Origin of the sequence: Phenylobacterium sp. (assembly GCF_013822795.1) — a bacterium.
GTDB lineage: Bacteria > Pseudomonadota > Alphaproteobacteria > Caulobacterales > Caulobacteraceae > Phenylobacterium.
Genome location: NZ_PNLB01000004.1, coordinates 117,095 through 141,613 on the forward strand (window position 1 = coordinate 117,095; position 24,519 = coordinate 141,613).

General features: G+C 68.8%; 25 protein-coding genes. 15 read left to right on the forward strand and 10 right to left on the reverse strand.

Annotated elements, in window-relative coordinates:
- Positions 1-69: 69 nt before the first annotated feature.
- The 3 genes from C0481_RS04970 to C0481_RS04980 are packed head-to-tail and all read left to right on the forward strand — an operon-like array spanning position 70 to position 2,629.
- Positions 70-717, forward strand: a complete 648-nt coding sequence (locus C0481_RS04970; RefSeq protein ID WP_293401266.1) for a GNAT family N-acetyltransferase — start codon at positions 70-72, stop codon at positions 715-717.
- Complete coding sequence (locus C0481_RS04975; protein ID WP_293401268.1) at positions 714-1,694, forward strand: hypothetical protein; 981 nt, start codon at positions 714-716, stop codon at positions 1,692-1,694. The genes C0481_RS04970 and C0481_RS04975 overlap by 4 nt, the downstream gene beginning before the upstream one ends.
- Positions 1,694-2,629, forward strand: coding sequence for a zinc-binding dehydrogenase (locus tag C0481_RS04980; RefSeq protein WP_293401270.1), 936 nt, complete (start codon positions 1,694-1,696; stop codon positions 2,627-2,629). Before C0481_RS04975 ends, C0481_RS04980 begins: the two co-directional genes overlap by 1 nt.
- Here C0481_RS04980 and C0481_RS04985 read toward each other — a convergent pair.
- Complete coding sequence (locus C0481_RS04985; protein WP_293401517.1) at positions 2,626-3,876, reverse strand: aspartate kinase; 1,251 nt, start codon at positions 3,874-3,876, stop codon at positions 2,626-2,628. The two genes, C0481_RS04980 and C0481_RS04985, sit on opposite strands and share 4 nt — an antisense overlap.
- Positions 3,877-4,052: 176 nt before the next feature.
- Here C0481_RS04985 and ubiG point away from each other — a divergent pair, with 176 nt between their 5' ends.
- The 7 genes from ubiG to C0481_RS05020 all read left to right on the forward strand — a co-directional run bounded on the left by ubiG (position 4,053) and on the right by C0481_RS05020 (position 9,062).
- A complete protein-coding gene (gene ubiG, locus C0481_RS04990) occupies positions 4,053-4,805 on the forward strand; it encodes a bifunctional 2-polyprenyl-6-hydroxyphenol methylase/3-demethylubiquinol 3-O-methyltransferase UbiG (RefSeq protein ID WP_293401272.1) in 753 nt (250 codons plus the stop codon).
- 25 nt (positions 4,806-4,830) lie between these two features.
- On the forward strand, positions 4,831-5,634 hold the full coding sequence (locus C0481_RS04995; protein ID WP_293401274.1) for an FkbM family methyltransferase: 804 nt from the start codon (positions 4,831-4,833) through the stop codon (positions 5,632-5,634).
- Positions 5,635-5,785: 151 nt separating this feature from the next.
- Entirely contained in the window at positions 5,786-6,706 is a 921-nt protein-coding gene (locus C0481_RS05000; RefSeq protein WP_293401276.1) for an alpha/beta hydrolase, read from the forward strand.
- Between the two features lie 79 nt (positions 6,707-6,785).
- Positions 6,786-7,184 (forward strand): hypothetical protein, encoded by a 399-nt coding sequence (locus C0481_RS05005; protein ID WP_293401278.1) that lies wholly within the window; start codon positions 6,786-6,788, stop codon positions 7,182-7,184.
- A gap of 162 nt (positions 7,185-7,346) precedes the next feature.
- Positions 7,347-8,429, forward strand: a complete 1,083-nt coding sequence (locus C0481_RS05010; RefSeq protein ID WP_293401280.1) for a Zn-dependent alcohol dehydrogenase — start codon at positions 7,347-7,349, stop codon at positions 8,427-8,429.
- A gap of 164 nt (positions 8,430-8,593) precedes the next feature.
- Positions 8,594-8,788, forward strand: coding sequence for a hypothetical protein (locus tag C0481_RS05015; RefSeq protein WP_293401282.1), 195 nt, complete (start codon positions 8,594-8,596; stop codon positions 8,786-8,788).
- 25 nt (positions 8,789-8,813) lie between these two features.
- Complete coding sequence (locus C0481_RS05020) at positions 8,814-9,062, forward strand: hypothetical protein (protein WP_293401284.1); 249 nt, start codon at positions 8,814-8,816, stop codon at positions 9,060-9,062.
- 42 nt (positions 9,063-9,104) lie between these two features.
- On the opposite strand, the gene C0481_RS05025 is transcribed toward C0481_RS05020, so the two are convergent.
- From C0481_RS05025 to arsC, 3 genes are all read right to left on the reverse strand, one after another.
- A complete protein-coding gene (locus C0481_RS05025) occupies positions 9,105-10,334 on the reverse strand; it encodes a TetR/AcrR family transcriptional regulator (RefSeq protein WP_293401286.1) in 1,230 nt (409 codons plus the stop codon).
- 91 nt (positions 10,335-10,425) lie between these two features.
- Entirely contained in the window at positions 10,426-11,784 is a 1,359-nt protein-coding gene (locus tag C0481_RS05030) for a M23 family metallopeptidase (protein ID WP_293401288.1), read from the reverse strand.
- A gap of 135 nt (positions 11,785-11,919) precedes the next feature.
- Positions 11,920-12,279 (reverse strand): arsenate reductase (glutaredoxin), encoded by a 360-nt coding sequence (arsC, locus tag C0481_RS05035; protein ID WP_293401290.1) that lies wholly within the window; start codon positions 12,277-12,279, stop codon positions 11,920-11,922.
- 174 nt (positions 12,280-12,453) lie between these two features.
- On the opposite strand from arsC, the gene C0481_RS05040 reads away from it, so the two are divergent.
- Positions 12,454-13,053 (forward strand): YceI family protein, encoded by a 600-nt coding sequence (locus C0481_RS05040; RefSeq protein ID WP_293401292.1) that lies wholly within the window; start codon positions 12,454-12,456, stop codon positions 13,051-13,053.
- 6 nt (positions 13,054-13,059) lie between these two features.
- On the opposite strand, the gene C0481_RS05045 is transcribed toward C0481_RS05040, so the two are convergent.
- Together C0481_RS05045 and ctrA are read right to left on the reverse strand one after the other, a co-directional pair.
- On the reverse strand, positions 13,060-15,435 hold the full coding sequence (locus tag C0481_RS05045; protein ID WP_293401294.1) for a M20/M25/M40 family metallo-hydrolase: 2,376 nt from the start codon (positions 15,433-15,435) through the stop codon (positions 13,060-13,062).
- Between the two features lie 115 nt (positions 15,436-15,550).
- Positions 15,551-16,246, reverse strand: coding sequence for a response regulator transcription factor CtrA (ctrA, locus tag C0481_RS05050; RefSeq protein ID WP_056021847.1), 696 nt, complete (start codon positions 16,244-16,246; stop codon positions 15,551-15,553).
- Between the two features lie 321 nt (positions 16,247-16,567).
- Between ctrA and C0481_RS05055 the strand changes: the two genes are divergently transcribed.
- From C0481_RS05055 to C0481_RS05065, 3 genes are all read left to right on the forward strand, one after another.
- On the forward strand, positions 16,568-17,710 hold the full coding sequence (locus C0481_RS05055; RefSeq protein ID WP_293401297.1) for an SDR family oxidoreductase: 1,143 nt from the start codon (positions 16,568-16,570) through the stop codon (positions 17,708-17,710).
- Positions 17,711-17,792: 82 nt separating this feature from the next.
- The gene (gene fliI, locus C0481_RS05060; RefSeq protein ID WP_293401299.1) at positions 17,793-19,130 is read left to right on the forward strand and encodes a flagellar protein export ATPase FliI; all 1,338 of its coding nucleotides are present in this window, start codon (positions 17,793-17,795) and stop codon (positions 19,128-19,130) included.
- The gene (locus C0481_RS05065; protein ID WP_293401301.1) at positions 19,127-19,540 is read left to right on the forward strand and encodes a flagellar export protein FliJ; all 414 of its coding nucleotides are present in this window, start codon (positions 19,127-19,129) and stop codon (positions 19,538-19,540) included. Before fliI ends, C0481_RS05065 begins: the two co-directional genes overlap by 4 nt.
- 19 nt (positions 19,541-19,559) lie before the next feature.
- Here C0481_RS05065 and C0481_RS05070 read toward each other — a convergent pair whose 3' ends face one another.
- On the reverse strand, positions 19,560-19,961 hold the full coding sequence (locus tag C0481_RS05070) for a DUF4282 domain-containing protein (RefSeq protein WP_293401303.1): 402 nt from the start codon (positions 19,959-19,961) through the stop codon (positions 19,560-19,562).
- A 196-nt stretch (positions 19,962-20,157) separates the two neighbouring features.
- On the opposite strand from C0481_RS05070, the gene C0481_RS05075 reads away from it, so the two are divergent.
- Positions 20,158-20,664: a GNAT family N-acetyltransferase gene (locus C0481_RS05075; protein ID WP_293401305.1), complete on the forward strand. Its 507-nt coding sequence runs from the start codon at positions 20,158-20,160 to the stop codon at positions 20,662-20,664.
- Positions 20,665-20,671: 7 nt separating this feature from the next.
- On the opposite strand, the gene flhA is transcribed toward C0481_RS05075, so the two are convergent.
- From flhA to fliN, 3 genes are read right to left on the reverse strand one after another with little or no spacing between them, the layout of a single operon-like run.
- A complete protein-coding gene (gene flhA / locus C0481_RS05080; protein ID WP_293401307.1) occupies positions 20,672-22,771 on the reverse strand; it encodes a flagellar biosynthesis protein FlhA in 2,100 nt (699 codons plus the stop codon).
- Positions 22,772-22,782: 11 nt separating this feature from the next.
- A complete protein-coding gene (locus C0481_RS05085) occupies positions 22,783-24,150 on the reverse strand; it encodes a sigma-54 dependent transcriptional regulator (RefSeq protein WP_293401309.1) in 1,368 nt (455 codons plus the stop codon).
- 29 nt (positions 24,151-24,179) lie between these two features.
- A complete protein-coding gene (fliN, locus tag C0481_RS05090) occupies positions 24,180-24,518 on the reverse strand; it encodes a flagellar motor switch protein FliN (RefSeq protein WP_183773317.1) in 339 nt (112 codons plus the stop codon).
- Position 24,519 lies beyond the last annotated feature (1 nt).

The following is a 24,519-nucleotide window of genomic DNA, read 5'->3' on the forward strand; positions in this document are numbered from 1 at the left end:
CGATCCTACGATCCGTAACTTACGATCAGTAACTTACGGATCGTAACAACAGATTTAGCGGAGGCGGACGTGACAGCCAATACCCTTCAGCTCGCGCCGGTCGGTGCGGATCAGGTCGCGCGCTTCGCGCCGCTGATCCCTGGCCTGATCCGGGCGACCGGACCGGTCAGCTACGACTATCAGTTCGGCGTCGATGGTCTGCTGGAGCAGGCGGTGGCCGCCTCCTGGACCACGCCGGACACGCTGTTCTGCGCAGCCTGCACGACCGCGGTGACGCAGGGCGACGAGTTGCTGGGGATCGAACTCGGCTTCGCCGGGCCGAACTTCTACGTCTTCAAGACCAATCTGGCGGCGCTCGCGCCCGAGCTGATGGCGCAGGGCAAGGCCAGCTACGAGCAGTTCGCGGGCTTGGCGGCGCGGGCCGAAACGGCGAGCTATCTCAACGCCCATGTTCCGGACGACGTCTACTATCTGCACGCCCTGTCGACGCCGCCGCAGCATCGCGGCAAGGGCGTGGGACGCGATCTTCTGAAGGCCGCAATCATGCGGGCCAAGGCGGCGGGGTACCGCGAGCTGCAGCTCGACGTGCTGGCCGACAATCCGGCCGTCGGTTTCTACCAGGCGATGGGACTGCGTATCCTGGCCGAGCTGCGCTCGCCTGAGCTTTCGCGGGACCACGGCTTTCCGTCCGAGTACCGCATGGCGGTGACGTTGTGAGCCCGCGGGTCGTCATCGCCGGGGGCTACGGTCTGGTCGGAGGCATGGTCGCACGGCATCTGCGGGCGGCGGGGCATCAGTTGGAATTGGTGCTGGCTGGGCGCAATCCCGGGCAGGGGGAGGCCCTGGCGGCCGAACTGGGCGCGCGGACGGCGCGGCTGGACGTGGCCGATCCTGCGGCGGCGCTCGCCGAACTGGGTCCTGTCGACCTGGTGATCGCCACGCTGCAGGACCCGGGCGACAATCTGCTGGCCGCTGCCTTGCGAGCGGGAGCCGCGCACATCGGGATCGTCCGAACCGCCGACAGCATGGCGTCCAGCGCCGTCGCGGCGACCAATCTGGCGCAGAAGCCGGCCCTGATGCTCGGGCACTGGCAGGCCGGGGTGCTGACCCTCGCGGCCATGGCGGCGGCGAAGGCCTTCGTGCGGATCGACCGCATCGAACTGGCGGCGCTCTACGACTACGCCGATCCGATCGGGCCGATGACCGCGTCGGATTCGGGCGGCTTCGTCGGCCGTGCCCTGGTCCGAGAGCACGGCGCCTGGGCCAATCTCGACGCCGCGGCCAGCGCTCGTCGGATCGAGCGGGGCGACCTGCCGGGCTTCGACGCCATGCCGATGGGCGTGCTCGACACGCCTGGCCTGGCGACGATGACGGGCGCGCGCGACGTGCGGTTCGACCTGGGGACGGGAACGTCGATCGGGACGGCTGGCGGCGGGGCGGCCTCGCACGATCTCTACATCGACATCACCGGCGCCACCGCGGCCGGAGAGACGACGCAGCGGACCCTGATGAGCGATCCGAAGGGCCAGGCGCACCTGACGGCGCTGGGCGTCCTGATCGGCGCCGAGCGCGTGCTGGGGCTGGACGGCCGCCCGCCGCCGTCCGCGGGGTTCAGGTTGCCGGAGACGACGGTCGATCCCGACTGGGCCGTCGAGCGTCTGCGCACGGTCGGCGTGCGGATCGAGGCGGCGTGATGCGAGCGCTGAGCGTGGACGTGGCGCGGGGCCGCACGAGCGTGGTCGAGGCGCCGGTCCCGAAGCCTGGCCGCCGGCAGATCCTGGTCGAGATCAAGGTGTCAGCGGTCAACGAGATGGATGTGCAGGTGCGCTCCGGCGGCTGGGCCAGCCAGGTGAAGCGGTTTCGTCGCGCGGGCCCTGTGCTGACCGGCTTCGAGTTCGTCGGCGTGGCGCGCAGCGACGGCGCGCGCATCCGCTCGGGCCAGCGGATCATCGGTTACAGCCATGTGCTGAGCGGCCCGCGCACCCATGCCGAGTTCGCGTGTCTCGACGAGCGCGACCTGCAGGTCATCCCCGACGACTTGCCCGACGAAGACGCCGCCGCCCTGGTGGTGATGGGACTGACGGCCATCGAAGTGCTGGAGCGCATCCGGCGGCTCGAGCCGGGCGAGCGCTGCCTGGTGATCGGGGCGGCCGGCGGCGTCGGCGCCTATGCCGTTCAGCTGGCGGCGAGCCAGGGCGGCCAAGTCACGGCGATCGCATCGGCCGCCAACGCCGGCTGGGTGCGGGCGCAGGGCGCGGGCGAGGTGCGGGCTTACGAGGGCGAGGATCGGTATCGGCCCGAGGACCGGTTCGACCTGGTGATCGACGCGCCGGGCAAGTCGTCGTTCGCGCAGGCCGGGCCCTATCTGGCGCCAGGCGGGACCTATGTGACGACCAATCCGACCGCCGACATGGGCGGTTTCGTTCGAGCGGCGCTCTCAGACAAGCGGGCCGGCTGGCTGATGATGCTGCGCACCGACCCGGCCAAGCTGTCGCGACTGGTCGAGCTCTGGCGGGAAGGGGCCGTGCGGCCGGCGATCGACAGCGTCTACGACCTCTCGGACGCAGACGCCGCCTTTGATCGGTTCGCCGCCCGCGGCAAGCAGGGGCGGGTGCTCTTGAAGATCTAGAGCTGGTCGAGGCCGAAGCCGGCGTGCAGCGCGCGCACGGCCAGTTCGGTGTAGGCGGCGTCGATCAAGACGCTGATCTTGATCTCCGAGGTCGAGATGACCTGGATGTTCACGCCCTTGTCGGCCAGGGCCTGGAACATGGTCTTGGCGACGCCGGTGTGGCTGCGCATGCCCACCCCGATGACCGAGACCTTGGCGACGTCCTCGTTGACCTGGACGTCGTCGAAGCCGATCTGCGGCTGGTGGGCGCGGACGATCTCGACTGCGCGCTGGGCGTCGCGCTTGCCGACCGTGAACTCCATGTTCGCGGTGTCGGCGGTGCGAGCATGGCTCTGCACGATCATGTCGACGTTGACGTTGGCGTCGGCCAGCGCGCCGAAGATCTCCGACGAGACGCCCGGATGGTCGGGCAGGCCGAACAGGCTGATCTTGGCTTCGTCACGGCTATAGGCGACGCCGCTCACGATGCGCTTTTCCATGATCTCTTCCTCGTCGCACACGATGGTGCCTTGGCCGGGCGCTTCGCCGGGCTCAACAAAACTGGACAACACCCGCACCGGCACGTTCTGGGCCATGGCGAGCTCGACGGAACGGGTCTGCAGGACCTTGGCGCCCAGCGAGGCCATCTCGAGCATCTCCTCGTAGGAGATCTTGCTGAGCTTGCGGGCCTTGCTCTCGATGCGCGGGTCGGTCGTGTAGACGCCGTCGACGTCGGTGTAGATATCGCAGCGGATCGCCTTCACCGCCGCGGCGACGGCCACCGCGCTGGTGTCGGAGCCGCCGCGGCCGAGGGTGGCGATGCGGCCGTCGCGGGTCACGCCCTGGAAGCCGGCGATCACGGCGACCTCGCCGGCGTCGAGCGCCGCGGCCAGCTTCTCGGGCGGAATGTCGTCGATGCGGGCGCGGCCGTGCGCGTCGTCGGCGATGATCGGGATCTGCCAACCGAGCCACGACTTGGCGGGCAGGCCCATGTTGCGCAGGGTCATGGCCAGCAGGCCGGCGGTGACCTGTTCGCCCGAGGCGACGACGGTGTCGTACTCGTCGTCCGAAGAGGGCAGGCCCTGGGCGGCGGCGCCCGCGCCATCCGTCCAGGCGACCAGCTCGTTGGTCTTGCCGGACATGGCCGACACCACGACGGCGACCTTGTGTCCGGCCGCGACTTCAGCCGCCACCAGGCGGCCGACGCGTCGGATACGCTCGAGGTCGGCGACGGACGTGCCGCCGAATTTCATCACTAGCCGAGACAGCGCAGGAGCTCCGCTTGAGAGGGAAGGCTGCGCCTAATAGCGGGGCCTGCCGTCAGGGGCAATGTCTGCCTTCGCAGGCGCGAAAAGGACGCGCCCCGCGCAAGATGGCGCCCATTAACGGCCTCGCCGGGCGATAGGGGCTGGCGTAGCGCGCCGCTCGGTAGGAAAAGGCTTTCATGTCGTCCGCGTCCGCATCTTCGATCGACCCGAAAGAGGTCGAACAATTCTCGCGCATCGCCGCCGAATGGTGGGATCCGAAGGGCAAGTTCGCCCCGCTGCACAAGTTCAACCCGGTGCGGCTGTCGTTCATCCGCGACCAGGTGCAGGCGCGGTTTGGCCGCGACGCCAAGGCGATCCGGCCGTTCGAGGGGCTGCGGCTGCTGGACATCGGCTGCGGCGGAGGGCTGCTCTGTGAGCCGATGACGCGGCTGGGCTTCCAGGTGACCGGCGTCGACGCCTCGGAGCGCAACATCGGCACCGCCAGCGCGCACGCCGCCGAGCAGGGCCTGGCCATCGACTACCGCGCCACCACCGCCGAGGACCTGCTGGCGGCCGGCGAGCGCCCGTTCGACGTGATCCTCAACATGGAGGTCATCGAGCACGTCGCCGATCCGGGGGCTTATCTGCGCGACTGTGCGCGGCTGCTGGCGCCGGGCGGTCTGATGATCGTGGCGACCCTCAACCGCACGCTGAAGGCGTTGGCCCTGGCCAAGATCGGGGCCGAGTACGTGCTGCGCTGGGTGCCGGCCGGAACCCACGACTGGAACAAGTTCCTGAAGCCCGAAGAGCTGCGTGGATTCCTCGACGGCGAGCCGGTCGCGGTGCAGGGGCCGTTCGGCGTGGCGTTCAATCCGCTGACCGACCGGTGGGTCCGCTCCTCGGACTGCGACATCAACTACATGGTGACGGTAACGCGGGACGCAGCGTAAAGAGGCCGGCCACGAGGAAGTACCCATGCCGTCTATCAGGGTGCTCGGTCACGCCTATCGCGCCTGGCGCCGTAACAGGGCATGGGCCAAGCACGAGCCCGAGACCCCGTATCTCGCCGACCTGCTCAGCGGTGCGCCGGTCTGCCTGCACGTGGGGGCCAGCGACGGGCGTCACTGCTACGTCATGACCCAGGTTGCGCCCGCCGCCCGGATTCACGCCTTTGAACCGTCGGCCTTCGCTTTCGAAGTTCTCAAGGTTTGTCTCGCCTGGCACGGGATCGCCGGGCATGTGACCCCGGTGCAGGCCGCGGTCGCCGACGTGCCCGGGGATCTGCTGCTGGTGACCCCGATCAAGACCTCGGGCCGCATGGCGCGAGGCTATGCCTATGTGGCCGCCCAGCGGCCGCAAAGCCCGGTGCGCCCGGACTTCGAGGACATGGGCGCAGAGGTCGAACCGACCGCGGTCACCACGCTCGACGGCTACTGCGAGGCCCAAGGCCTGAGCCGCGTCGACTTCATCCGCATGGACATCGAGGGCGCGGAACTGAAGGCGCTGAAGGGCGCTGAGCAGATCATCGACCGCGACCGGCCGCACGTGCTGATCGAGATCCACCCGCTGATGCTGGAGACCCACTTCGGCGGCACCGCCGGGGCGGTGCTCGAGGTCTTCCTGTCCCGCGGTTACCGAATGTTCGCGCTCAACGGCGACCGTCTGGAGGAGTGCGCCGACCTCGACGTCGAGGCGCCGTGGAAGGACTATTTCTTCGTGCACCCGGAGCGGGCGGCCGACCTGCCCGACGGCGTCTTCAAGGCGCGCATGGCGGCCTGACCATGGACTTCGCGGGCCTTGGCCCCTTCGTCTGACGCTTCGCGCGCCAGGCGAACCTGTCCCGCCCTGGTTGAGATGTTGCGACGCAACGAAACTGCCGTCGCTTCAAGGCGTTCAGCTCCTATCAGGTATCCGAGTTGGGAGCTGAACCTTGCATAAGAGACCCAAGGGCGTGTTGTCCGTGGGCTGGGCGTGCTTCACATCGGCCGCGAGCGGTCGCACCGAACACGTGCCGACGTCGGACGACTACCCCGACAGCGTCGTGCGACGCTTTCGCTTCGAGGCCGGCGGCGGCCTCGGTTGGAAAATTTCGGCGCTCACCACCCCGCGCGCGCGACCTGCCCCCTGGAAGATCGTGGTCGTGACCGGAGCGCCGTCCTGGGCCGAGTACTGGTCGCCGGTGCTGGCGGGACTGCCCCAGGACCGCGAGATGGTGGTCGTCGACCGCCCGGGCTACGCCGGGTCCGAGCCGGTCGAGTACGTCGGCGACATCCAGGTTCAGGCCCGAGCCTTGGCGCCGCTTCTGCAGGCGCGGCCGGGCCAGAGGGTGCTGCTGGTCGGCCAGTCTTATGGCGCGGCGATCGCTTCGATCATGGCCGAGCAGAATCCGCGCCGGGTGGCCGGCTTGGTGATGCTGTCGGGCTACTTCGGCGAATCCGGCCCGACCGCGCGCTGGCTGGTGCACCTGGGCACCAAGCTGCTGAAGATCATCCCGCGCGACCTGCGCCACGCGGTGCTGGAAGTGTCGAACCAGCCGAGCCAGCTGGAGCATCTGTACGCGGCGTTGGCCCGGCTGCGCATTCCGGTGCACGTGATCCACGGCGACAGGGACGACTTCGCGCCGATCGAGATCGCCGAGCGGCTCGCCGTCCAGACCCAGAGTTGGAAGCCCATCCGCTTCGAGCGCGTGGCCGGCGGCAACCATTTCATCAGCGACGGCCCGGTGGAGCCGCTACTTGCCTCGCTGGAGGCCTGCATCCCGGCCCGCAGCCCCTGGCGGCTGCAACTGCCGGCCTTGCCGCGCCCGGCTTGGCCGAAGCTACGCTTGAGCGGGCGGACGGCGCAGGCCTGATCACGATTAGCCCCTGGGCGGAACTTCACGCGGGGGCCAGGGTTGGGTCGCCGCTGGGCGGGCCTCTGGAGGACCCACGATGAACATCAAGCTCTTGCCAGCTCTTGCCGGCGTTGCGCTGGCGGCGCTCGCGGCTTCGGCGGCGGCGCAGCAACCGTCGGCCTACGACCAGGGCCGCGGGCTCTATCCGCCGATCGACACCCCGGCCAACCAGCCGGCCAGGGACTATGAGTCTCCTCCGGTCGCCGACACCGGGCGAGCGGTGAACACCGCCGCCACCACCTCCGACGTGCGGGCCGGCTCGCGCGTGAAGGACGCCGCCGGGGCCGAGATCGGCCGCGTGGTCAAGGTCGACGGCGGGATGGTGACGCTGTCCTCGCAAGGCAAGACGACCAAGGTGCCGATGTCGAGCCTCAGCACCTCGGGCTCGGACATCATCTCGTCGTCCAGCCGCGCCGACGTCTGGGCGCCGAAATAACCCCAGCGAGCTTTCCTGCGCCCGATCGGCCGCCTCGGGTCAAAAACGCCCTTGGCCGCGGCCATCTGAACAGCGATAAGGTTGGCGTGACGAGCGCCGCGGCCATACCGTGGCTTCGATAAACCGCGCCCGATCGGGCGTCGCTTGGGGAGATCGCCGTAGATGAAAGCCGCAGTGCTGCGCGAAGTGGGCAAGCCGCTTCAGATCGAAGACGTCCTGATCAACAAGCCGGGTCCGCACGAAGTGCTGATCCGCACCAAGGCCGCCGGCCTTTGCCACTCCGACCTGCACTTCATGCAAGGCTCCTATCCGACCGCGCTGCCGGCCGTGCTGGGCCATGAGAGCGCCGGCGTCGTCGAGCAGGTCGGATCGGAAGTGCGCACCGTGAAGGTGGGCGACCACGTCATCACCTGCCTCTCGGCCTATTGCGGCCACTGCGAATTCTGCCTGACCGGCCACCTGTCGCTGTGCGTGTCGCCCGACACCAAGCGTGACGCCGACGAAGAGCCGCGTCTGAAGGCCACCACCGGCCCGATGCAGCAGTACCTGAACCTGTCGTCCTTCGCCGAGCAGATGCTGATCCACGAGCATGCCTGCGTCGCGATCCGCAAGGACATGCCATTGGACCGCGCCGCCCTGATCGGCTGCTCGGTCATGACCGGCGTGGGCGCGGCGATCCATACGTCGAGCGTGCGTCCCGGCGAGACCGTGGCGGTCATCGGCTGCGGCGGCGTCGGCCTGGCGGCGATCAACGGTGCGGCGATCGCCGGCGCCGGCCGCATCATCGCCATCGACATGGTCGCTTCGAAGGGCAACCTGGCCCACCAGTTCGGCGCCACCGACTTCATCGACGCCTCCAAGACCGACGCAGTTAAGGAAGTGCTCGAGATGACCAAGGGCGGCGTGCACCACTCGTTCGAAGCCATCGGCCTGTCGAAGACCGCCGAGCAGGCGTTCGGCATGCTGCGCCGTGGCGGCACCGCCAACGTCATCGGCATGATCCCGATCGGCCAGTCGATCACCCTGCCGGGCTTCGCCCTGCTGGGCGAAAAGAAGCTGCAGGGCTCGATGATGGGCTCCAACCGCTTCCCGGTCGACATGCCGCGCCTGGTCGACATGTACATGAACGGCAAGCTGAAGCTGGACGAGATGATCTCGCAGCGCATCAAGCTGGAGCAGGTCAACGAAGGCTTCGAAGAAATGAAGAAGGGCGAATTGGCCCGCTCGGTCATCGTCTTCGACTGATAGATCCAAGCCGTCGCAAGACGCTGGAAGCCCTCCCCTCGGGGAGGGCTTTTTCGTGAGCCGAAGGTCGCTCAACTATTTGTAAGACGCGCGCCCGAACCGCGTCAGATGACGGGACGAGGCTTGCGGACAGGCGGATGTCCCCGCCGTTCGGAGCAAGTCCCATGAAGCCCACCCTCATCGTCGCCGGTTCGCTGGCCGCCTCGCTCGCCCTGGCCGGCGTCGCCATGGCCGCTGCGCCGACCGCCGCCCCCGCGACCCAGACCGCGCCGGCCAAGCCGGCTGCCCATCACAAGAAGCACAAGTCGCACCACAAGGCCGCCCCGACCGCGACCGCGACGACCCCGGCCGCCAAGTAGCCGGAGCCCGCTAGGGAGAAACGCCATGTCCCGCAGTCTGTCCTTGATGACGGCGCTGGCCCTGGTCGCCGGCCTCTCGGCCGGCGGCGCGGCCTCCGCCGCCACCCAATGCCGTGACGCCCAGGGGCACTTCGCCAAGTGCGCTTCCGCGCCGGCCAAGCCCGCCAAGTGTCGAGACGCCAAGGGCCACTACGCCAAGTGCTCGTCGGCCTCGGCGACGACGAGCGCGATGGCCGCCAAGACGCCTCCTGCCGCCAAGCCCCCGACCAAGTAGGAGGCTAGGAGCCCCCGGGCGGATCGCACCCGTCCGGGGGTTCTATTTCACGAAGTAGCCGAGCAGGGCTGGGCGGAGGTACTCCTCCATCACCCCGTCCGTGACCACCGGGCGCCGGCGCGGCTCGAGCGGCAGGCAGGCGTTGAAGGTCACCATCATCGCATGCGCCGCGAGCAGCGGGTCGACCGGACGGATCGAACCATCGGCCACCCCGTCGGCGATGATGCCGGCGAACGAATTGGTGGTCTGCATGAAGCGCACCAGCATCTGCCGGCGCATGGCGTGCGGCACCGCGGCCATGCAGTGGTGGCGCAGCAGTCGCCCGCCCGCGCTCTCGGCCTGCAGCATGCCGAGCGAGGTCACCGCCAGCCACAGCCGCGTCCAGTTGCTGCCGGCCTTGGCCGCCTCGCGCTTGGCCTGGTCAATCAGGTCGAAGGTGGCGCCGAAGCAGGCCACGGCCAGTTCGTCCTTGTCGGCGTTGTGGTGATAAAACGAGCCTTTAGTGACCTTGAGTTCGGCCGAGATCTTGTCGACCGAGGCGCCGCGATAACCCTCGCGGTTCATGAGCTTGGTGGCGGCCAGTAGAAACCGGTCGCGCGTGACCTCGTCGTTCTCTGCACTGGGCGTGCCGAGCGCCAGCAGCGGGCCATCGGGCCAGGGCTGCCCCGCGGCCGGCAGGCCGTTGATCATCAGGTCGCTGAGCCGGGCGGCGACCCGCGGATAGTCCTGCGGCTCGTACGTCGACAGCCAGGTGTCGGCCCAGGTCAGCTGGTTGACGACCAGTCGCGCCAGCCCCTGGCGGCGCGGAGTGCTGACCCAGGGCGTCTCGTCGGACTTCAGCAGCCGTCCGATACGGACATAGAGCGCCTCGAAGCTCTGGATCACCGGCTGCTTCTGCTCGCCCTCGATCAGATAGACCTCGCTGAACGGCGCGAGCACGTCCTCCTCGCCGACGGCGATGCGGCGGCGGGTCTCGAAATAGGCGGCGACGAAGGCGGTCAGACGCTCGGCCGGGGTGGCGTGGGTCTCGGCCTCGTCGAGCATCTTCGCGAAGCGGGCGATGGTGTCGTGTAGCACCGCCGCGGCGAGGTCTTCCTTGCGCTTGAAGTAGTAGGTCAGGCTGACCGGATGCAGGTCCATCCGCTTGGCCACGGCGGCCAGGGTGAACCCGCTCATCCCGTGATCGGCGAACACCTTGGTCGCGGCCGCCATGATGGCGTCGCGCTTGGCGGCGTACCGTGCGCGGGGCTTGGGTTTGACGGCTGCAGTCAAGGCGACTCTCCGCGCGGGCAGGGTTCGATCTGCCACATTAGTGCGCAGGAAGGCCGGTTGGAAGCCGCGTGGCGGCTTCCCCTAGGACAACCTAACGTCGCAGCGCGAGGGGCGGAGCGGTCTCGGCCACGGCCAGGCGGGCAGGGGCCTCGTCGGCGCCCTGGCTGCGGACCAGCGAGTCGATGCGGGACTTCTGGGCGCGGAACGCGGCCAGCTCGGCGCCGGCCAGGACCGTGCCCTGCGGCACCTTCGCGCCGATCGGGTTCACGCGCTTGCCGTGCTGCCAGATCTCGTAGTGCAGGTGCGGGCCGGTGGAGGCGCCGGTCGAGCCGACATAGGCCACAACCTGGCCCTGGCTGATGCGAGCGCCTGGCTTGATGCCTTTGCCGAACCGCGACAGGTGCGCGTAGCCGGTCTCGAAGCCGCCGGAGTGACGGACGCGGACCCAGTTGCCATAGCCGCCCCAGCGGCGGGCTTCGACGACCACGCCGTCGCCGGCGGCGAGAACCGGGGTGCCCGATCCGGCCCCAAAATCGATGCCTTGGTGCATGCGGTTGTAGCCGAGGATCGGATGGCGGCGCATGCCGAAGCGGCTGGTCATCCGAGCGTTGTCGACCGGGGTGCGCAGCAGGAAACCTTTGATGTTCTTGCCGGTTTCGTCGAAGTACTGGACGTCGCCGTTAGCGCGCTCGAAGCGGTAGAACTGCACGCCTTTGATCTGGGCGTATTCCAGGTCGCCGGTCTCGATGGTGCGGCCGCTTTCGGTGACCTTGCGGTCGAAGACCATGGTGAACTCGTCGCCGGCCTTCAGGTCGCGGTCGAAGTCGACCTTGTGCGAGAACAGCTTGACCATGCCGGCGACGATCGTCGGGTTGGCCCCGATGCGCGAGGCGCTCTCGTAGAGCGAGCCGGTGATCTCGCCGCGGGCGACCATCTGCTCGTCGCGGATCTTCTCTTCCATCTCACGCAGGCGCAGGGCGCCGTCGAAGGTGCGCGAGAGAGTGATGGACTGGGCCGGGCCGGTGCGCAGCGACAGGCCGACCAGGCGGGCAGGGCCGCGCTCGCCGCGCGGCATGGCGACCGCGGCGTCGAAGGCCATGCCGGCCTTGATGTGGACGGTGTCCATCGCCTCGGCCAGGGTCTCGACGGCGCGGCGGGCCTCGTCGCGCGGCACGCCGGCGCGCTCGACGGCGGATTCCAGGGTCTCGCCGGGCAGCACCTTGACCGGGACGCTCTGCGGTCGGCCGAAGCCGGGCTGGGCCTCGGACTGGGTGAAGGCGGCGTGTTGCAGGGCGGTGATCGCCGCCGGATCGAGCGGGGCCTTGGGCGGGGCGGCGGCCTGATCGGCGGTGAGCTTCCAGCCCACCGCCAGGGCGGCGACGCCGGCCATGCCGATGGCCAGGCGCGGTGTCAGCCGAAAGGTCGGACGTCGCGGATCGAACTCTTGCATCGTGCCCCCGTACTCGCGATGCCACACGGCCTACCGACCATGCGAAAGCGGCGTCGTAGCTGGTGAACGGCTTAACCGTTCTCTACCGATATGGTTAATCGCCGGTAACCATTCCGGCGACCCCCATAGCTCCGGTTAGAGCAGACCGAGGACCAGTTCGGCAGGACGGCACAGCGCCGCACCCTTCGATGTCGAGACGATAGGGCGATTCACCAGGATCGGATCGAGGATCATGGCCGCGATAATGGCCTCGTCCGAGGCGCCCGGATCGGTGAGGCCGAGCTCGACGGCCTTGGTGCCGCGCTCGCGCAGAATTTCGCGGGCGGGGACGCCCATCCGGGCTGTCAGGTCGAGCAGCTGGTCCTTGGTCCAGCCGGTTTTCAGATACTCCACGACCTTGGGCTCGAGGCCCTTTTCGCGCAGCAGGGCCAGGGTGTTGCGCGAGGTCCCGCAGGCGGGATTGTGATAAATGACGATGTCGTCCTGCGCGGTCATGCGGGGTCCTCCGGGCCTGGCTGGGCTAAGCGGGATCGGCATAGCGCGTTCGCCCGGCGGTGCGCCAGACCTGCGACGGTCTTGTGAAAACCAGCGCTTGTTCTTGACGGACGGCAGGAGCGGTTCGATCTAGGTCCGATCTGGGCCATTTCGATATTCGGAGAACTGCAGACGATGAAGAAGCTTCTCGCGGCCGCGAGCCTGGCGATGGTGATCGCCACCCCGGCCTTCGCCCAGATGCCCGGCGCGGCCGACACCTCGCGGATCGCCGCGGCGACCTACAAGGTCGACGGCCACCACACCCAAGTCGTCTGGTCGCTGAGCCACATGGGCTTCTCGGTGCTCTACGGCATGTTCGGCGAGATGACCGGCAGCCTGACCCTCGACCCGGCCAACCCCTCGGCCGCCAAGGTGGTGATCGACATCCCGATGTCGGGTTCGACCACGACCTCGCCGGGCTTCACCAAGCACCTGGCCAGCAAGGACCTGCTCGACGTCGAGAAGTTCCCGACCGCCAAGTTCGTCTCGACCTCGGTCGTCGTCGACGGCCAGACCGCCAAGATCAATGGCGACCTGACCCTGAAGGGCGTGACCAAGCCGGTGACCCTGGACGCCAAGCTGACCGGCGCCGGGACCAACCCGATGAGCAAGGCGGCCACCGTCGGCTTCGAAGCCACCGCCAAGATCAAGCGCAGCGAATTCGGCCTGGGCTACGCCCTGCCGGTGGTCGGCGACGACGTCGATCTGAAGATCACGGCCGCCTTCGAGAAGTAAGGCGTCCTACCAAGTGAACCTACGGGCGCCGCCGACGATGGTCGCGCCCGAGGTTCCCGAGGCCATCAGGTCGGCGGGGCGAGCGGGCAAGGGCTTCGCCTCCGCCGGCCATTGGTCGATCACCGTGGAATACTTGACCTCGATCGCCCCCGGGCTGGGGGCACGGAAGGTCAGGGTGAGGCCCTCGGTCGGGGCCTCCCACGCGATCCGGGCCGAGCCGCCGGCGAGCGGCTTGAGCGGGCGGCCGTTGAGCGCCGCATCCTCCAGCTTGGTCTTGGCGTCGAGGCGCAGCGAGAGCGTGCGCGCGCCGGGTGCGTCGAGGTGCAGGCGGTAGGCGCCGTCCGGCTGGCGCGTGAACTCCAGGCCGCCGGGCGGGGCGGCGACGGGCGCGGCCGGGGCCGCCCAGACGCCGTCGCGGCGCAGGCCCGGCAGCTTCAGCTTTTCCACCGCGCCGCCGTCGGCGCCGAGCACCTTGCGGGTCCATGCCGGCAGGGCCGGCGCGTCGCTGATGCGATAGGCGCGGCCATCATCGCGGTTCAGATAGTAGGCGACGTGGGTGATCTGCGGGTGGCGGGCGGTCCAGGGCGGGTCGAGCCGCACCACGGCGACCGCGACCACACCGAGCAGGACGACGGCCAGGGCCGACATCCGCGCGCCCTTCTGGTCCTCGGCCGGCTGCGCCAGCGGCCAGAGCCCGAGGGCGGCGAGCCAGACGATCACCGCCAGCAATTCTGGCTGGTCGAGGCCCTGGTAGATGCCGTGCCCGAACGCCAGCAGCCACGACAGGCCGAGCGCGCCGGCGATCGTGAGGGCGATCAGCACCGGCAAGCTGCGGCGCGCGCCGAGGGTGGTCAGCACGGCCGTCAGGCACGCCAGAACGAGCGGCCAGCCGACAAGAAACGCGGTGGTCGGGGCCGCATATTGCAGGGCGACGGCGATCAGCAGGCCGGTGGCAAGGACGCCTGCCCAGGCGCCGGCCGGGCGGGCCGGACGTCCGAAACTCAGCACCGCCAGCAAGGCCGCGCTCGCGCCTAGCGCCAGGCCAATGACATCAAGGTGTCCGAAGGCTGAGCAGGCGCCGCCGGCGATCAGCGCCAGGGCCGCGCCGGCTAGACGGGTGCGGCCGCGGCCGGCCGCGGCGGCGGCCAGCAGCAGCGCCCCGACGCCCAGCAGGGCGAGCGCGGTTTCCCAGCGGCCGGCCTGGGCCAGCAATTGGCTCTGCTCGAGGAAGCCGAACTGCGCGCCGCTGGCCCGCCGGGCGAGCCGGAAGATTGTCGCGGCGAACGTCAGGGCGAAGAGGCCGGCGCCGGCGCCCTTCAGGACGTCGATGAAGGACAGCGCGCCGGCCCGCCGTGCGCGCAGCATCGCCAGCGTCAGCAACAGGCCCGAGACCGCGACGACGATCCAGCCGGCGGCCTGGGGATAGGCGAGGATGTGGCCGCCGAAGGTGTTGGCGTAGACGAGGTTTGGTCCCTTAACCGGCAGCGCCTTGGCTTCGGCGGCGGCGGTCGTCGCAGCCAGCACCTGCTCGCCGATGTGCTGCAGCGAGCCCTTGTCGAGGTTGGCCGGAGTCGAGGCGGGCATGTGATAGTCGAACTGGCTGCCGATGAAGGCGTAGTTCAGCCCGGCGATCCCCTTGGCTTTGGAGACCGAGAAGTCGGTGTCGTTGGGCATGTGTTCGTAGAGGAACACGGTGAGCGATGAGGCGACCGGCGCGACGGCGCTCTTGCGGAAGAGTTCGATCGTGCCGGCGTTGTCGGCCCCAGTCTGGAACATCTGGGCGCGGCCGCCGCCGCCGCGGGCCTCCATGTTGAGCAGGAAGCCGATGCGGCCGGCGAGCGGGTGCTGGTCGAAGAAGGCTTGGGCGCCGAGCAGGCCGCTCTCCTCGCCGTCGGTGATCAGCAGAATGATGTCGCGGGCCGGCTGGCCCTTGGCTTTGATCGCCCGGGCGATCTCCAGGGCGGCGGCGGTCCCGGTCGCGTCGTCGGCGGCGCCTGGCGAGCCTGGGACGCTGTCGTAGTGGGCCATGATCGCCACGGCCGGGACGGCGCGGTCACGACCCGGCAGCACGCCAATGACGTTCTCGACCGTCCCGCCGGCGATCCAGCCGTCCTCCTGGCGCAGCACCTCCGCACGCTGGATCTGTGGTGAGAGGCCAAGCGCGGTCATCCGCGCAACGAGGTGGTCGCGGACGACGACGTTGGCTGGGCTGCCGATCGGGTGCGGGGTCTTGGCGATGACCTCGACGTCGGCCATGGCGCGGGCGGCGGAGAACGCCGTGACGGGCGCGTTGGCGGGCAGGGGAGCTGGCGTGCGCTCCTGCGCCCAGCCAAGCAGGAACGCGACCGCGAGGCACACGACCAGTGCGATAGTTCTTCCCAACGCCGCCTCCCCGCGAACTGTTGGCGTGGAGCCTAGCGCGGAACCTGCGCAAAAAGAAAACGCCCGCCGGAAGGAGCGGCGGGCGTTCGGCAGTTCAGTGAAGCGTCGGGCCCGTTCAGGCGGCGACGGCGCTCTCATGCGGGTCGCGCAGCACGTAGCCGCGGCCCCAGACGGTTTCGATGTGGTGCTTGCCGTCGGCGGCGGCCGCCAGCTTCTTGCGCAGCTTGCAGATGAACACGTCGATGATCTTCAGCTCGGGCTCGTCCATGCCGCCGTAGAGGTGGTTCAGGAACATTTCCTTGGTGAGCGTGGTGCCCTTGCGGAGCGAGAGCAGCTCCAGCATCTGGTATTCCTTGCCGGTCAGGTGGACGCGGCTGTTGTTCACTTCGACGGTCTTGGCGTCGAGGTTCACAGTAATGTCGCCAGTCTTGATGACCGACTGGGCGTGGCCCTTGGAGCGACGGACGACCGCGTGGATGCGGGCGACCAGTTCGTCCTTGTGGAAGGGCTTGGTCATGTAGTCGTCGCCGCCGGCGCCGAACGTCTTGACCTTGGTGTCGATCTCGGCCGTGCCGGACAGGATCATGATCGGAGTGTTGATCTTCGCCACCCGCAGGGTGCGCAGAACGTCCATGCCGCTCATGTCGGGCAGGTTCAGGTCGAGCAGGATCAGGTCGTAGTCATAGATCTTGCCCAGATCGACGCCTTCCTCGCCGAGGTCCGTCGTATAGACGTTGAAACCCTCGGATTTGAGCATCAATTCAATGCTCTGCGCCGTGGCGCTGTCGTCTTCGATCAACAGTACGCGCATCAGTTCCTCCTCGAACGGTAGCGCTAGAAACCTAAATTCGGGCAATCCGCTCCGATCTTCGCGGTTAACTTGCCAGCGAGTTAATTTATGACCGGTTAATGGTGAAGCCCCTTCGGACGAATCGTTAACTCGGTTCGGGAATCGGCCACAAGCGCTGGCCTCCGGGGGCGAGTCGCGCGGCCGTTGAATCTTTTGTGATTGGACTTGATGGGCGAACAGCGGCTGCCGCCGCGCCCCGATGTTAACCGCGTGCAGCGAGCGGAACGGTCGCGTCGGCGGGTCGTTTGGACCTGGAACTGTTTCCCAGCCCAAAGGATCGTCATGGCCGTGAAATTGAAGCCGCTCGCCGACCAGGTCATCGTCATCACCGGCGCATCGTCGGGCATCGGCCTGGCGACCGCGCGTAAAGCCGCCAAGGCTGGAGCGGCCGTCGTGCTGGCCGCGCGCAACGGCGAGGCGCTGCGGGCGATCTGCGATGAGATCAACGCCCAAGGCGGCCGCGCCCATGCGGTGGTCGCCGACGTCGGCGCGCCGGAGGACGTCGAGAAGATCGCCCGGGCGGCGATCGCCCGATTCGACCGCTTCGACACCTGGATCAACGACGCCGGAGTCGGCCTCTACGGCGAGTTGGCCGACACCTCCGCCGAGGATCACGAGCGGCTGTTCCGGACCAACTACTTCGGGGTGGTCAACGGCTCGCTGGAGGCGGTTAAGCACTTCCGGGAGGGCCGCCGGCCCGGCGCGGTGATCAATGTCGGCTCAGCGTTGTCGGACGTCGCCGCGCCGCTGATGGGCGCCTATTCAGCCTCCAAGCATGCGGTGAAGGGCTTTACCGATGCGCTGCGGCTGGAGGTGCTGCGCGAGAAGATCCCCGTCTCGGTGACCCTGATCAAGCCGTCGAGCATCTCGACGCCGTTCGCTGATCACGCCCGCAACCTGATGGACGCGCCGGCCTCGCTTCGGCCGCCGCGCTATGCCCCGGAGGTCGTCGCCGACGCGATCCTGCACGCCACGGTCCATCCGGTGCGCGACATCGTGGTCGGATCGGGCGCGCGGCCGATGGCGATCGGTTCCGCCGCCGCTCCGATCATCGTCGACAAGGTGCTGGCGCGGATGTTGCCGCCGATGAGCCGCGGCCGCGGCGACAAGCCGGCGCACGACAGCCTCTACGAGCCCGGCCGTGACGGCCAGACCGAGAGCGAGCACCTCAAGGGCCGGCGCTTCAGCGTCTACACTGAGGCCCAGAAGCGGCCCGGCCTGACCCTCGGCCTCGGCGCGCTCGCGGTCGTCGGCCTGGCCGCTTTCCTCGGCCGCGAGAGCCTGGCCAAGAACGCCCGGCCGATGCTGGCCAAGGCGGCGCGGCCGCTCCTGCTGCGGGCGGCCATGCAGCGTCCCGGTACGGCGGCCAAGCTGGTGGCGCGTCATCCGGCCAAGGCCGCACGGCTGGCCGCCGCCCTGCGCTGACCAGCGGGAAATCTTCATCGGGAGTTAACGGCGGCGGGCGGATTCTCCCAGGCGGTCGAATCTGACCGCCGGGGTGCTGTCCTTGCGTAGCCTTGTCGCCGCTGTCGAGCGGATCGATCCGCTTACCGTGTCCGGCCGCGTTGCGGCCGTGAACGGCCTCCTGATCGAGGCCCGCGGCGGGCTGACGCGACTGGCGGTCGGCGCGCGCGCCGAGATCGAGCGCCGGGCCGACAAGCCGCTGGCCGCCGAGGTGGTCGGCTTCCGCGAGACCCGCGCCCTGCTGATGCCGTTTGGCCCCGTCGAGGGCGTCGCGCCGGGCGCCGAAATCCGGATCGAGCCGCAGGGCTCGGCGGTGCGGCCGACGACGGCCTGGCTCGGCCGCATCGTTGACGCGTTCGGTGAGCCGATCGACGGCCTTGGCCCGCTGCCGCAGGGCACGGCGGCGTACCCGCTGCGCGCTGCGCCGCCCGCCGCCCATGCGCGCGGCCGGGTGGGCGAACGCCTGGACCTGGGCGTCCGCTCGATGAACGTCTTCACCACCTGCTGCCGAGGCCAGCGCCTGGGCGTGTTCGCCGGTTCGGGGGTCGGCAAGTCGGTGCTGCTGTCGATGCTGGCCAAGCAATCGGACTGCGACGTTGTCGTGGTCGGTCTGATCGGCGAGCGGGGCCGCGAGGTCCGCGAATTCATCGAGGAGACCCTGGGCGAGGAGGGGCTCAAGCGCGCCATCGTCGTGGTCGCCACCTCCGACGAGCCGGCGCTGAAGCGCCGACAGGCCGCCTATATGACCCTGGCCATCGCCGAGTTCCTCCGCGACCAGGACCTCGAAGTCCTGTGCATGATGGACAGCGTCACCCGCTTCGCCATGGCCCAGCGCGAGATCGGGTTGGCCGCCGGCGAGCCGCCGACCACTAAGGGCTATACGCCGACCGTCTTCACCGAGCTGCCCAAGCTGCTGGAACGCGCGGGGCCGGGGCCGATCCGCCCGGACGGCACGACGGCCGGGCCGATCACCGGCATCTTCACGGTGCTGGTCGACGGCGACGATCACAACGAACCGATCGCCGACGCCGTGCGCGGTATCCTGGACGGGCACATCGTCATGGAGCGGGCCATCGCCGAGCGCGGCCGCTTCCCGGCGATCAATGTGCTGAAGTCGATCAGCCGGACCATGCCCGGCTGCCATCTGCCGCATGAGCGCGAGATCGTGAAGTCGGCCCGCCAGTCGCTGTCGGCCTACGCCAACATGGAAGAGTTGATCCGCATCGGGGCCTATCGGGCCGGGGCCGATCCGCAGGTCGACCGGGCCATCGCCCTCAATCCGGCGCTCGAGGCGTTCCTCGGCCAGGACAAGGACGAAGCCACCAGCCTGGACGACAGCTTCAACATCCTCGCCCACATCCTGAACGGTGAAGCCGCATGAGTTGGGCGCAGTCCCTGATCAAACTCGCGACCTATGAGGTCGAGGTCCTGCAGAAGCGCTTGGGAGAGATCGCAGACCGGCGTCTGCAGTGCGAAATGAAGCTCGCCTTCCTTGAAGCCGAAGGCGAGGCTGAGGCCGAGCGCGCGCGCCACGACGTCGAGGCCGGCTGGTATCAAGTCGGGTTCTGGGAAGGCCTGCGCGCCCGCAAGGCGTTGATCCAGGCCGACATCGCACGCATCGCCATCGAGGAGGCCGGCGCGCGCGACGCCCTGGCCTTGGCCTTCGAAGAGCAGAAGAAATACGAGCAGGTGGCTGAGGGCATCCGCCTGGCCCGGGTCAAGGAGGCTGCGCGGCTGGAGACGGCCGCCCTCGACGAGTTGGGCCTGCGCCGGGCGGCCGGCGGCCGGTGATCCCGGCGCTCTCGCGGCGTTAGTTCAGCGGGCCGGGCGTCGGTTGACGCGGCGCGGCGCGGGCGGGCGCCTCATCGGCGGCGTCGGCCGCCTGGCGCAGCGCGTGCAGGTCGTCGCTGAGGCGGAACAGGGCGACATAGAGCTCGCAGAACGAGCGCCACAGCAGCACCAGGCCGCCGACCACCAGCAGACCGGCGACCAGGACCGGGATCGCCAGAATCACGCCGATCCAGCTTTCCTCGCGCAGGGCGACGCCGACCGCGGCGCCGACCGTGCCGAACGCGATCAGTGCGATAACCCCCAGGCCGGCCCAATAGATGAGATGAATCACCTGGTTGGTCATCAGCCGCTCGAAGGTCAGCAGATCCCAGAAGATCGTGCTGCCCGGGCCGCGCCGGGTCGGGGAAGCAGGTCGCCGCATTCGATTTCCAACGCTTCGCGGCCCAATCGACCGCGCCAGGGGCAAATCGCTATCAGCCGGGGCGCGCGCCTGCAACGCCCGTCGAGCCGCAAGGCCGGCTGGGCCGCTCGCAGCGGCGAGGATTTGAACGCGCGCCCGGCCGCCTGGCGAGCGCTGGGATGACAACATTCGCTGAATGCGTGTTAGCCTTCGAGGTATGGGCACGACGACACAAGCTGCCGACTGGAGACTCGAGCCGATTTCGGGCGCCGACCGCGACGTGGTCGAGGTCATCGGCTTGCCGCCGGAACAAGAGGCGTTCGCCGGCAGTCTGGACGAGGTGTTCGGGCGCTTGAACGAGGCCGACGCCGTCGGGCTCGAGCAAGGCTTCGCGGTGATCGAACCCAGCGGCGAGGTGGTTGGCTTCTTTGTGCTGCGCGAAGGCCTGCGCCGCCCGTCATGGGCGCCGCCCGGCACGGTCAGCCTGCACAATTTCCGGGTCCGCCCGGGCTTCCAGGGCAAGGGCGTCGGACGCCGCTGCATCAGCCTGCTGGAAGAGTGGTTCGTGCGCGAGCGACCGGTGCAGCCGCAGCTGATGTTGGCGGTCAACGCCCGGAACGTCGCGGCGATCGAGGCCTACCGCAAGATTGGCTTCATCGACACCGGCGAACGCCACGAAGGGGGCTTCGGCGCCCAGCTGATCTTCGCCAAGCCGCTGGGCTGACCCGCAGCTAGATCTGCCCGACCGTCTTCAGCCGCGCCTTCGGGTGGATCTCGTTCTGGCTGAGCACCGGGGTCTGGCCGCGGAAGCGTTCGATGATCGAGCGGACATACGGACGGATCTGCGGGCTGGTCAGCAGCACGGCGCTGTCGCCGGCCAGGGCCGCGCGCTCGAAGCTGTCGCGGACGGCGCGGATGAAGTCTTGCAGCCGCGACGGGGCCAGGGCCAGCTGCTTTTCCTCGCCGGCGCCGATCAGCGCGTCGGCGAAGGCGTTCTCCCACTCGCCCGACATGGTGATGATCGGCAGGGCGCCGTCGTCGCCGCGATAGGCGAACGACAGCTGGCGGGCCAGGCGGCCGCGGACCTGTTCGACCAGCAGGGTGATCGAGGACGTGTGCGGGGCGGCCTCGCCGATGCCTTCGAGGATCGCCGGCAGGTCGCGGATCGAGACGCGCTCGCGCAGCAGGGCCTGCAGCACGCGCTGGATGGTGGTCGCCGAGACGACGGACGGGACCAGGTCGTCGACCAGCTTCTTCTGCTCGGTCGGCAGTTCCTTCAGCAGCTTCTGGACTTCGGCGTAGGAGAGCAGGTCGGGCATGTTCTCCTTGAGGATCTCGGTCAGGTGCGTGGTCAGCACGGTGGCCGGATCGACGATGGTGTAGCCGCGGAAGGTCGCTTCCTCGCGCAGGGAGTCGTCGATCCAGGTGGCCGGCAGGCCGAAGGCCGGCTCGCGCATGTGTTCGCCGGGCAGGTCGACCTGGCCGCCGGACGGGTCCATGGCCATCAGCGAGCCAAGCCGGACCTCGCCGCCGCCGCCTTCCATCTCCTTGATGCGGATCATGTAGCCCTGCGAGGGCAGGCGCATATTGTCGAGGATGCGGACCGCCGGCATCACGAAGCCGAAGTCCTGGGCCAGGGTGCGGCGCAGGGCCTTGATCTGGTCGGTCAGGCGGCGGCCTTCGAGGTCGTTGATCAGCGGCAGCAGGCCGTAGCCCAGTTCGATCTTGATCTCGTCGATGGCCAGGGCCTGGCTGATCGGCTCTTCCTGCTCCTGGCCGGCTGCGGCCGCGTCGACCGGCGCCAGTTCCACGGGCGGCGGCGCCAGGGCCTCCTGCGAGCGCTTCCAGGCCAGGAAGCCCGAGCCGGCGGCCAGGGCCGCGAACGGGATGATCGGCATGCCAGGGATCAGGGCGATGACGCCCGCCGAGGCCGAGACCATGCCCAGGCTGATCGGGTTCATGGCCAGCTGGGCGACCAGGGCCTTGTCGGCCGAGCCGTCGACGCCGGCCTTGGACACCAGGAAGCCGGCGGCGATCGAGATGATCAGCGCCGGGATCTGGCTGACCAGACCGTCGCCGATGGTCATGATCGTATAGGACGATGCGGCCTGGCCGATCGGAACCTTGTGCTGCACGACGCCGATCAGGATGCCGCCGATGATGTTGATGGCGACGATGATCAGGCCGGCGACGGCGTCGCCGCGCACGAACTTGCTGGCGCCGTCCATAGCCCCGAAGAAGGTCGATTCCTGCTCCAGCTCCTTGCGGCGCTTCTTGGCCTCGTTCTCTTCGATCAGGCCGGCCGACAGGTCGGCGTCGATCGCCATCTGCTTGCCGGGCATCGAATCCAGGGTGAAGCGGGCGGCGACTTCGGCGATCCGGCCAGAACCCTTGGTGATGACCACGAAGTTCACGATCACCAGGATGATGAACACGATCACCCCGATGACGAAGTTGCCCCCCATCATCAACTTGCCGAAGCCTTCGATGATCTTGCCGGCCCCGTGCGCGCCTTCGTGGCCGTGACCGAGGATCAGGCGCGTCGAAGCGATGTTCAGCCCGAGGCGGAACAGGGTGGTGACCAGCAGGACGGTCGGGAAGGCGGTGAATTCCAGCGGCTTCTTGATCAGAAGCGAGGTCATCAGGATCAGCACCGAGGAGGTGATCGAGATGGCCAGCAGCATATCCAGCACGAACGGCGGGATCGGCAGGATCAGCAGGATGACGATGCCGATGACGCCCAGCGCCAGGGCGACCTCGCCCTTCATCAGCCAGCCCAGCATTTCGCGGGGCGAGGGACGGGCCGAGGAGGAGAACGAAGCGTCGGACATCAGTTACTCGTTCAGGCCGCGCTGGCGCCCATCTGCGGGGCGGGCACCGAGACGCCGGCCTCGGTGTATTCCTTGAGCTTGTTGCGCAGGGTGCGGATCGAAATGCCCAGGATGTTGGCCGCATGCGTGCGGTTGCCCAGGCAGTGCGACAGGGTGTCGATGATCAGCCGTTGTTCCATGTCGGCGACGGTCTGGCCGACGAAGGTGCGGGTCACCGCCTCGGCGGCGTCGGCCGCGGTCTGGGCGGCGCGGGCGGCCGGATCGGGAGCGGCCAGCGGCTGACCGTCGGGCAGGCGGATGGCGTTTTCCTCGATCTCCGGGCCGGAGGCCAGCAGCACCGCGCGGTGCATGGCGTTCTCCAGCTCGCGGACGTTGCCCGGCCAGCGGTGGGCGGCCAGGCGGCGCTTGGCCTCGGCCGAGAGCGGCCGCTCGGGCATGCCGTTGGCCTTGGCGTATTTGCGGATGAAGAACTCGGCCAAGGCCACGACGTCGCCGGGCCGCTCGCGCAGGGGCGGCAGGCGCAGGTTCACGACGTTGAGGCGATAGAGCAGGTCCTCGCGGAACGTGCCGTCCTTCACGGCCTGGGCCAGGTCGCGGTTGGAAGTGGCGAGGATGCGGATGTCGACCTTCACCGGCTTGGCGCCGCCGACCCGGTCGATCTCACGCTCCTGGATGGCGCGCAGCAGCTTGGCTTGCAGGCGCGCGTCCATTTCCGAAATTTCGTCGAGCAGCAGCGTGCCGCCGTTGGCTTCCTCGAACTTGCCGATGCGGCGCGCCAGCGCGCCGGTGAAGGCGCCCTTCTCGTGGCCGAACAGCTCGCTCTCCAGCAGGTTTTCCGGGATCGCGGCGCAGTTGACCGAGATGAACGCACGGCTGGCGCGGCGTGACTTCTGGTGCACGTAGCGGGCGATGACTTCCTTACCCGAGCCGCTTTCCCCGGTGATCAGGATGGAGGCTTCCGACGGCGCGACCTGGTCGGCCAGGCTGATCACCGACTGCATGCCGGGATCGCGCACGACCATCGGCTTTTCGTCGTCGGACACGGCGGCCAGGACGGCGGCGATCATCTCGGCGTCCGGCGGCAGCGGGATGAATTCCTTGGCGCCCGCGCGGATGGCGTCGCCGGCCTTCTGCGCGTCCGGATCGACGCCGCAGGCGACCACCGGCACGCGGATCCGCTCGCCCTCGTTGGCGGCGATCAGCCCGGCGATGTCGAGGTCGTAGTCGACCAGCAGCAGGTCTGCGCCCTGACCCGCGCGCAGGGCGTGGGTGGCCGCTTCGATGGTCTCCACGTGGCTGACCTTGGCGCCCGCCGTCATCGCCATCTTCACGGCGTTGGAGAGCTGTCCGTTCAGTTTTCCGACGACCAAAAGCCGCATAACTCTATCTCCTACAGACCCTCAGGCGATCAGCCCTGAGTGTCGCCGTCCTTGATGATTTCGGTCATGGTCACGCCCAGGCGGTCGTCGACGATGACGACCTCCCCACGGGCGACCAGCCGATTGTTCACGTAGATGTCGATCGCCTCGCCGACCTTGCGGTCCAGGTCGAGGACGCTGCCCGACTGCAGCTGCAGCAGCTGAGCCACCGACATCGTGGCGCGGCCGAGCACCGCCGAGATCGAAACCGGCACGTCGAAGACCGGAGCCAGGTCGCTGGCGGTCTTGTCCTCGATCTCCATGCCCATGTCGGCCATGGGCATGTCGGAGGGACCGAATTCGTCGAGTTTGAGGTCGTTGTCGGACATG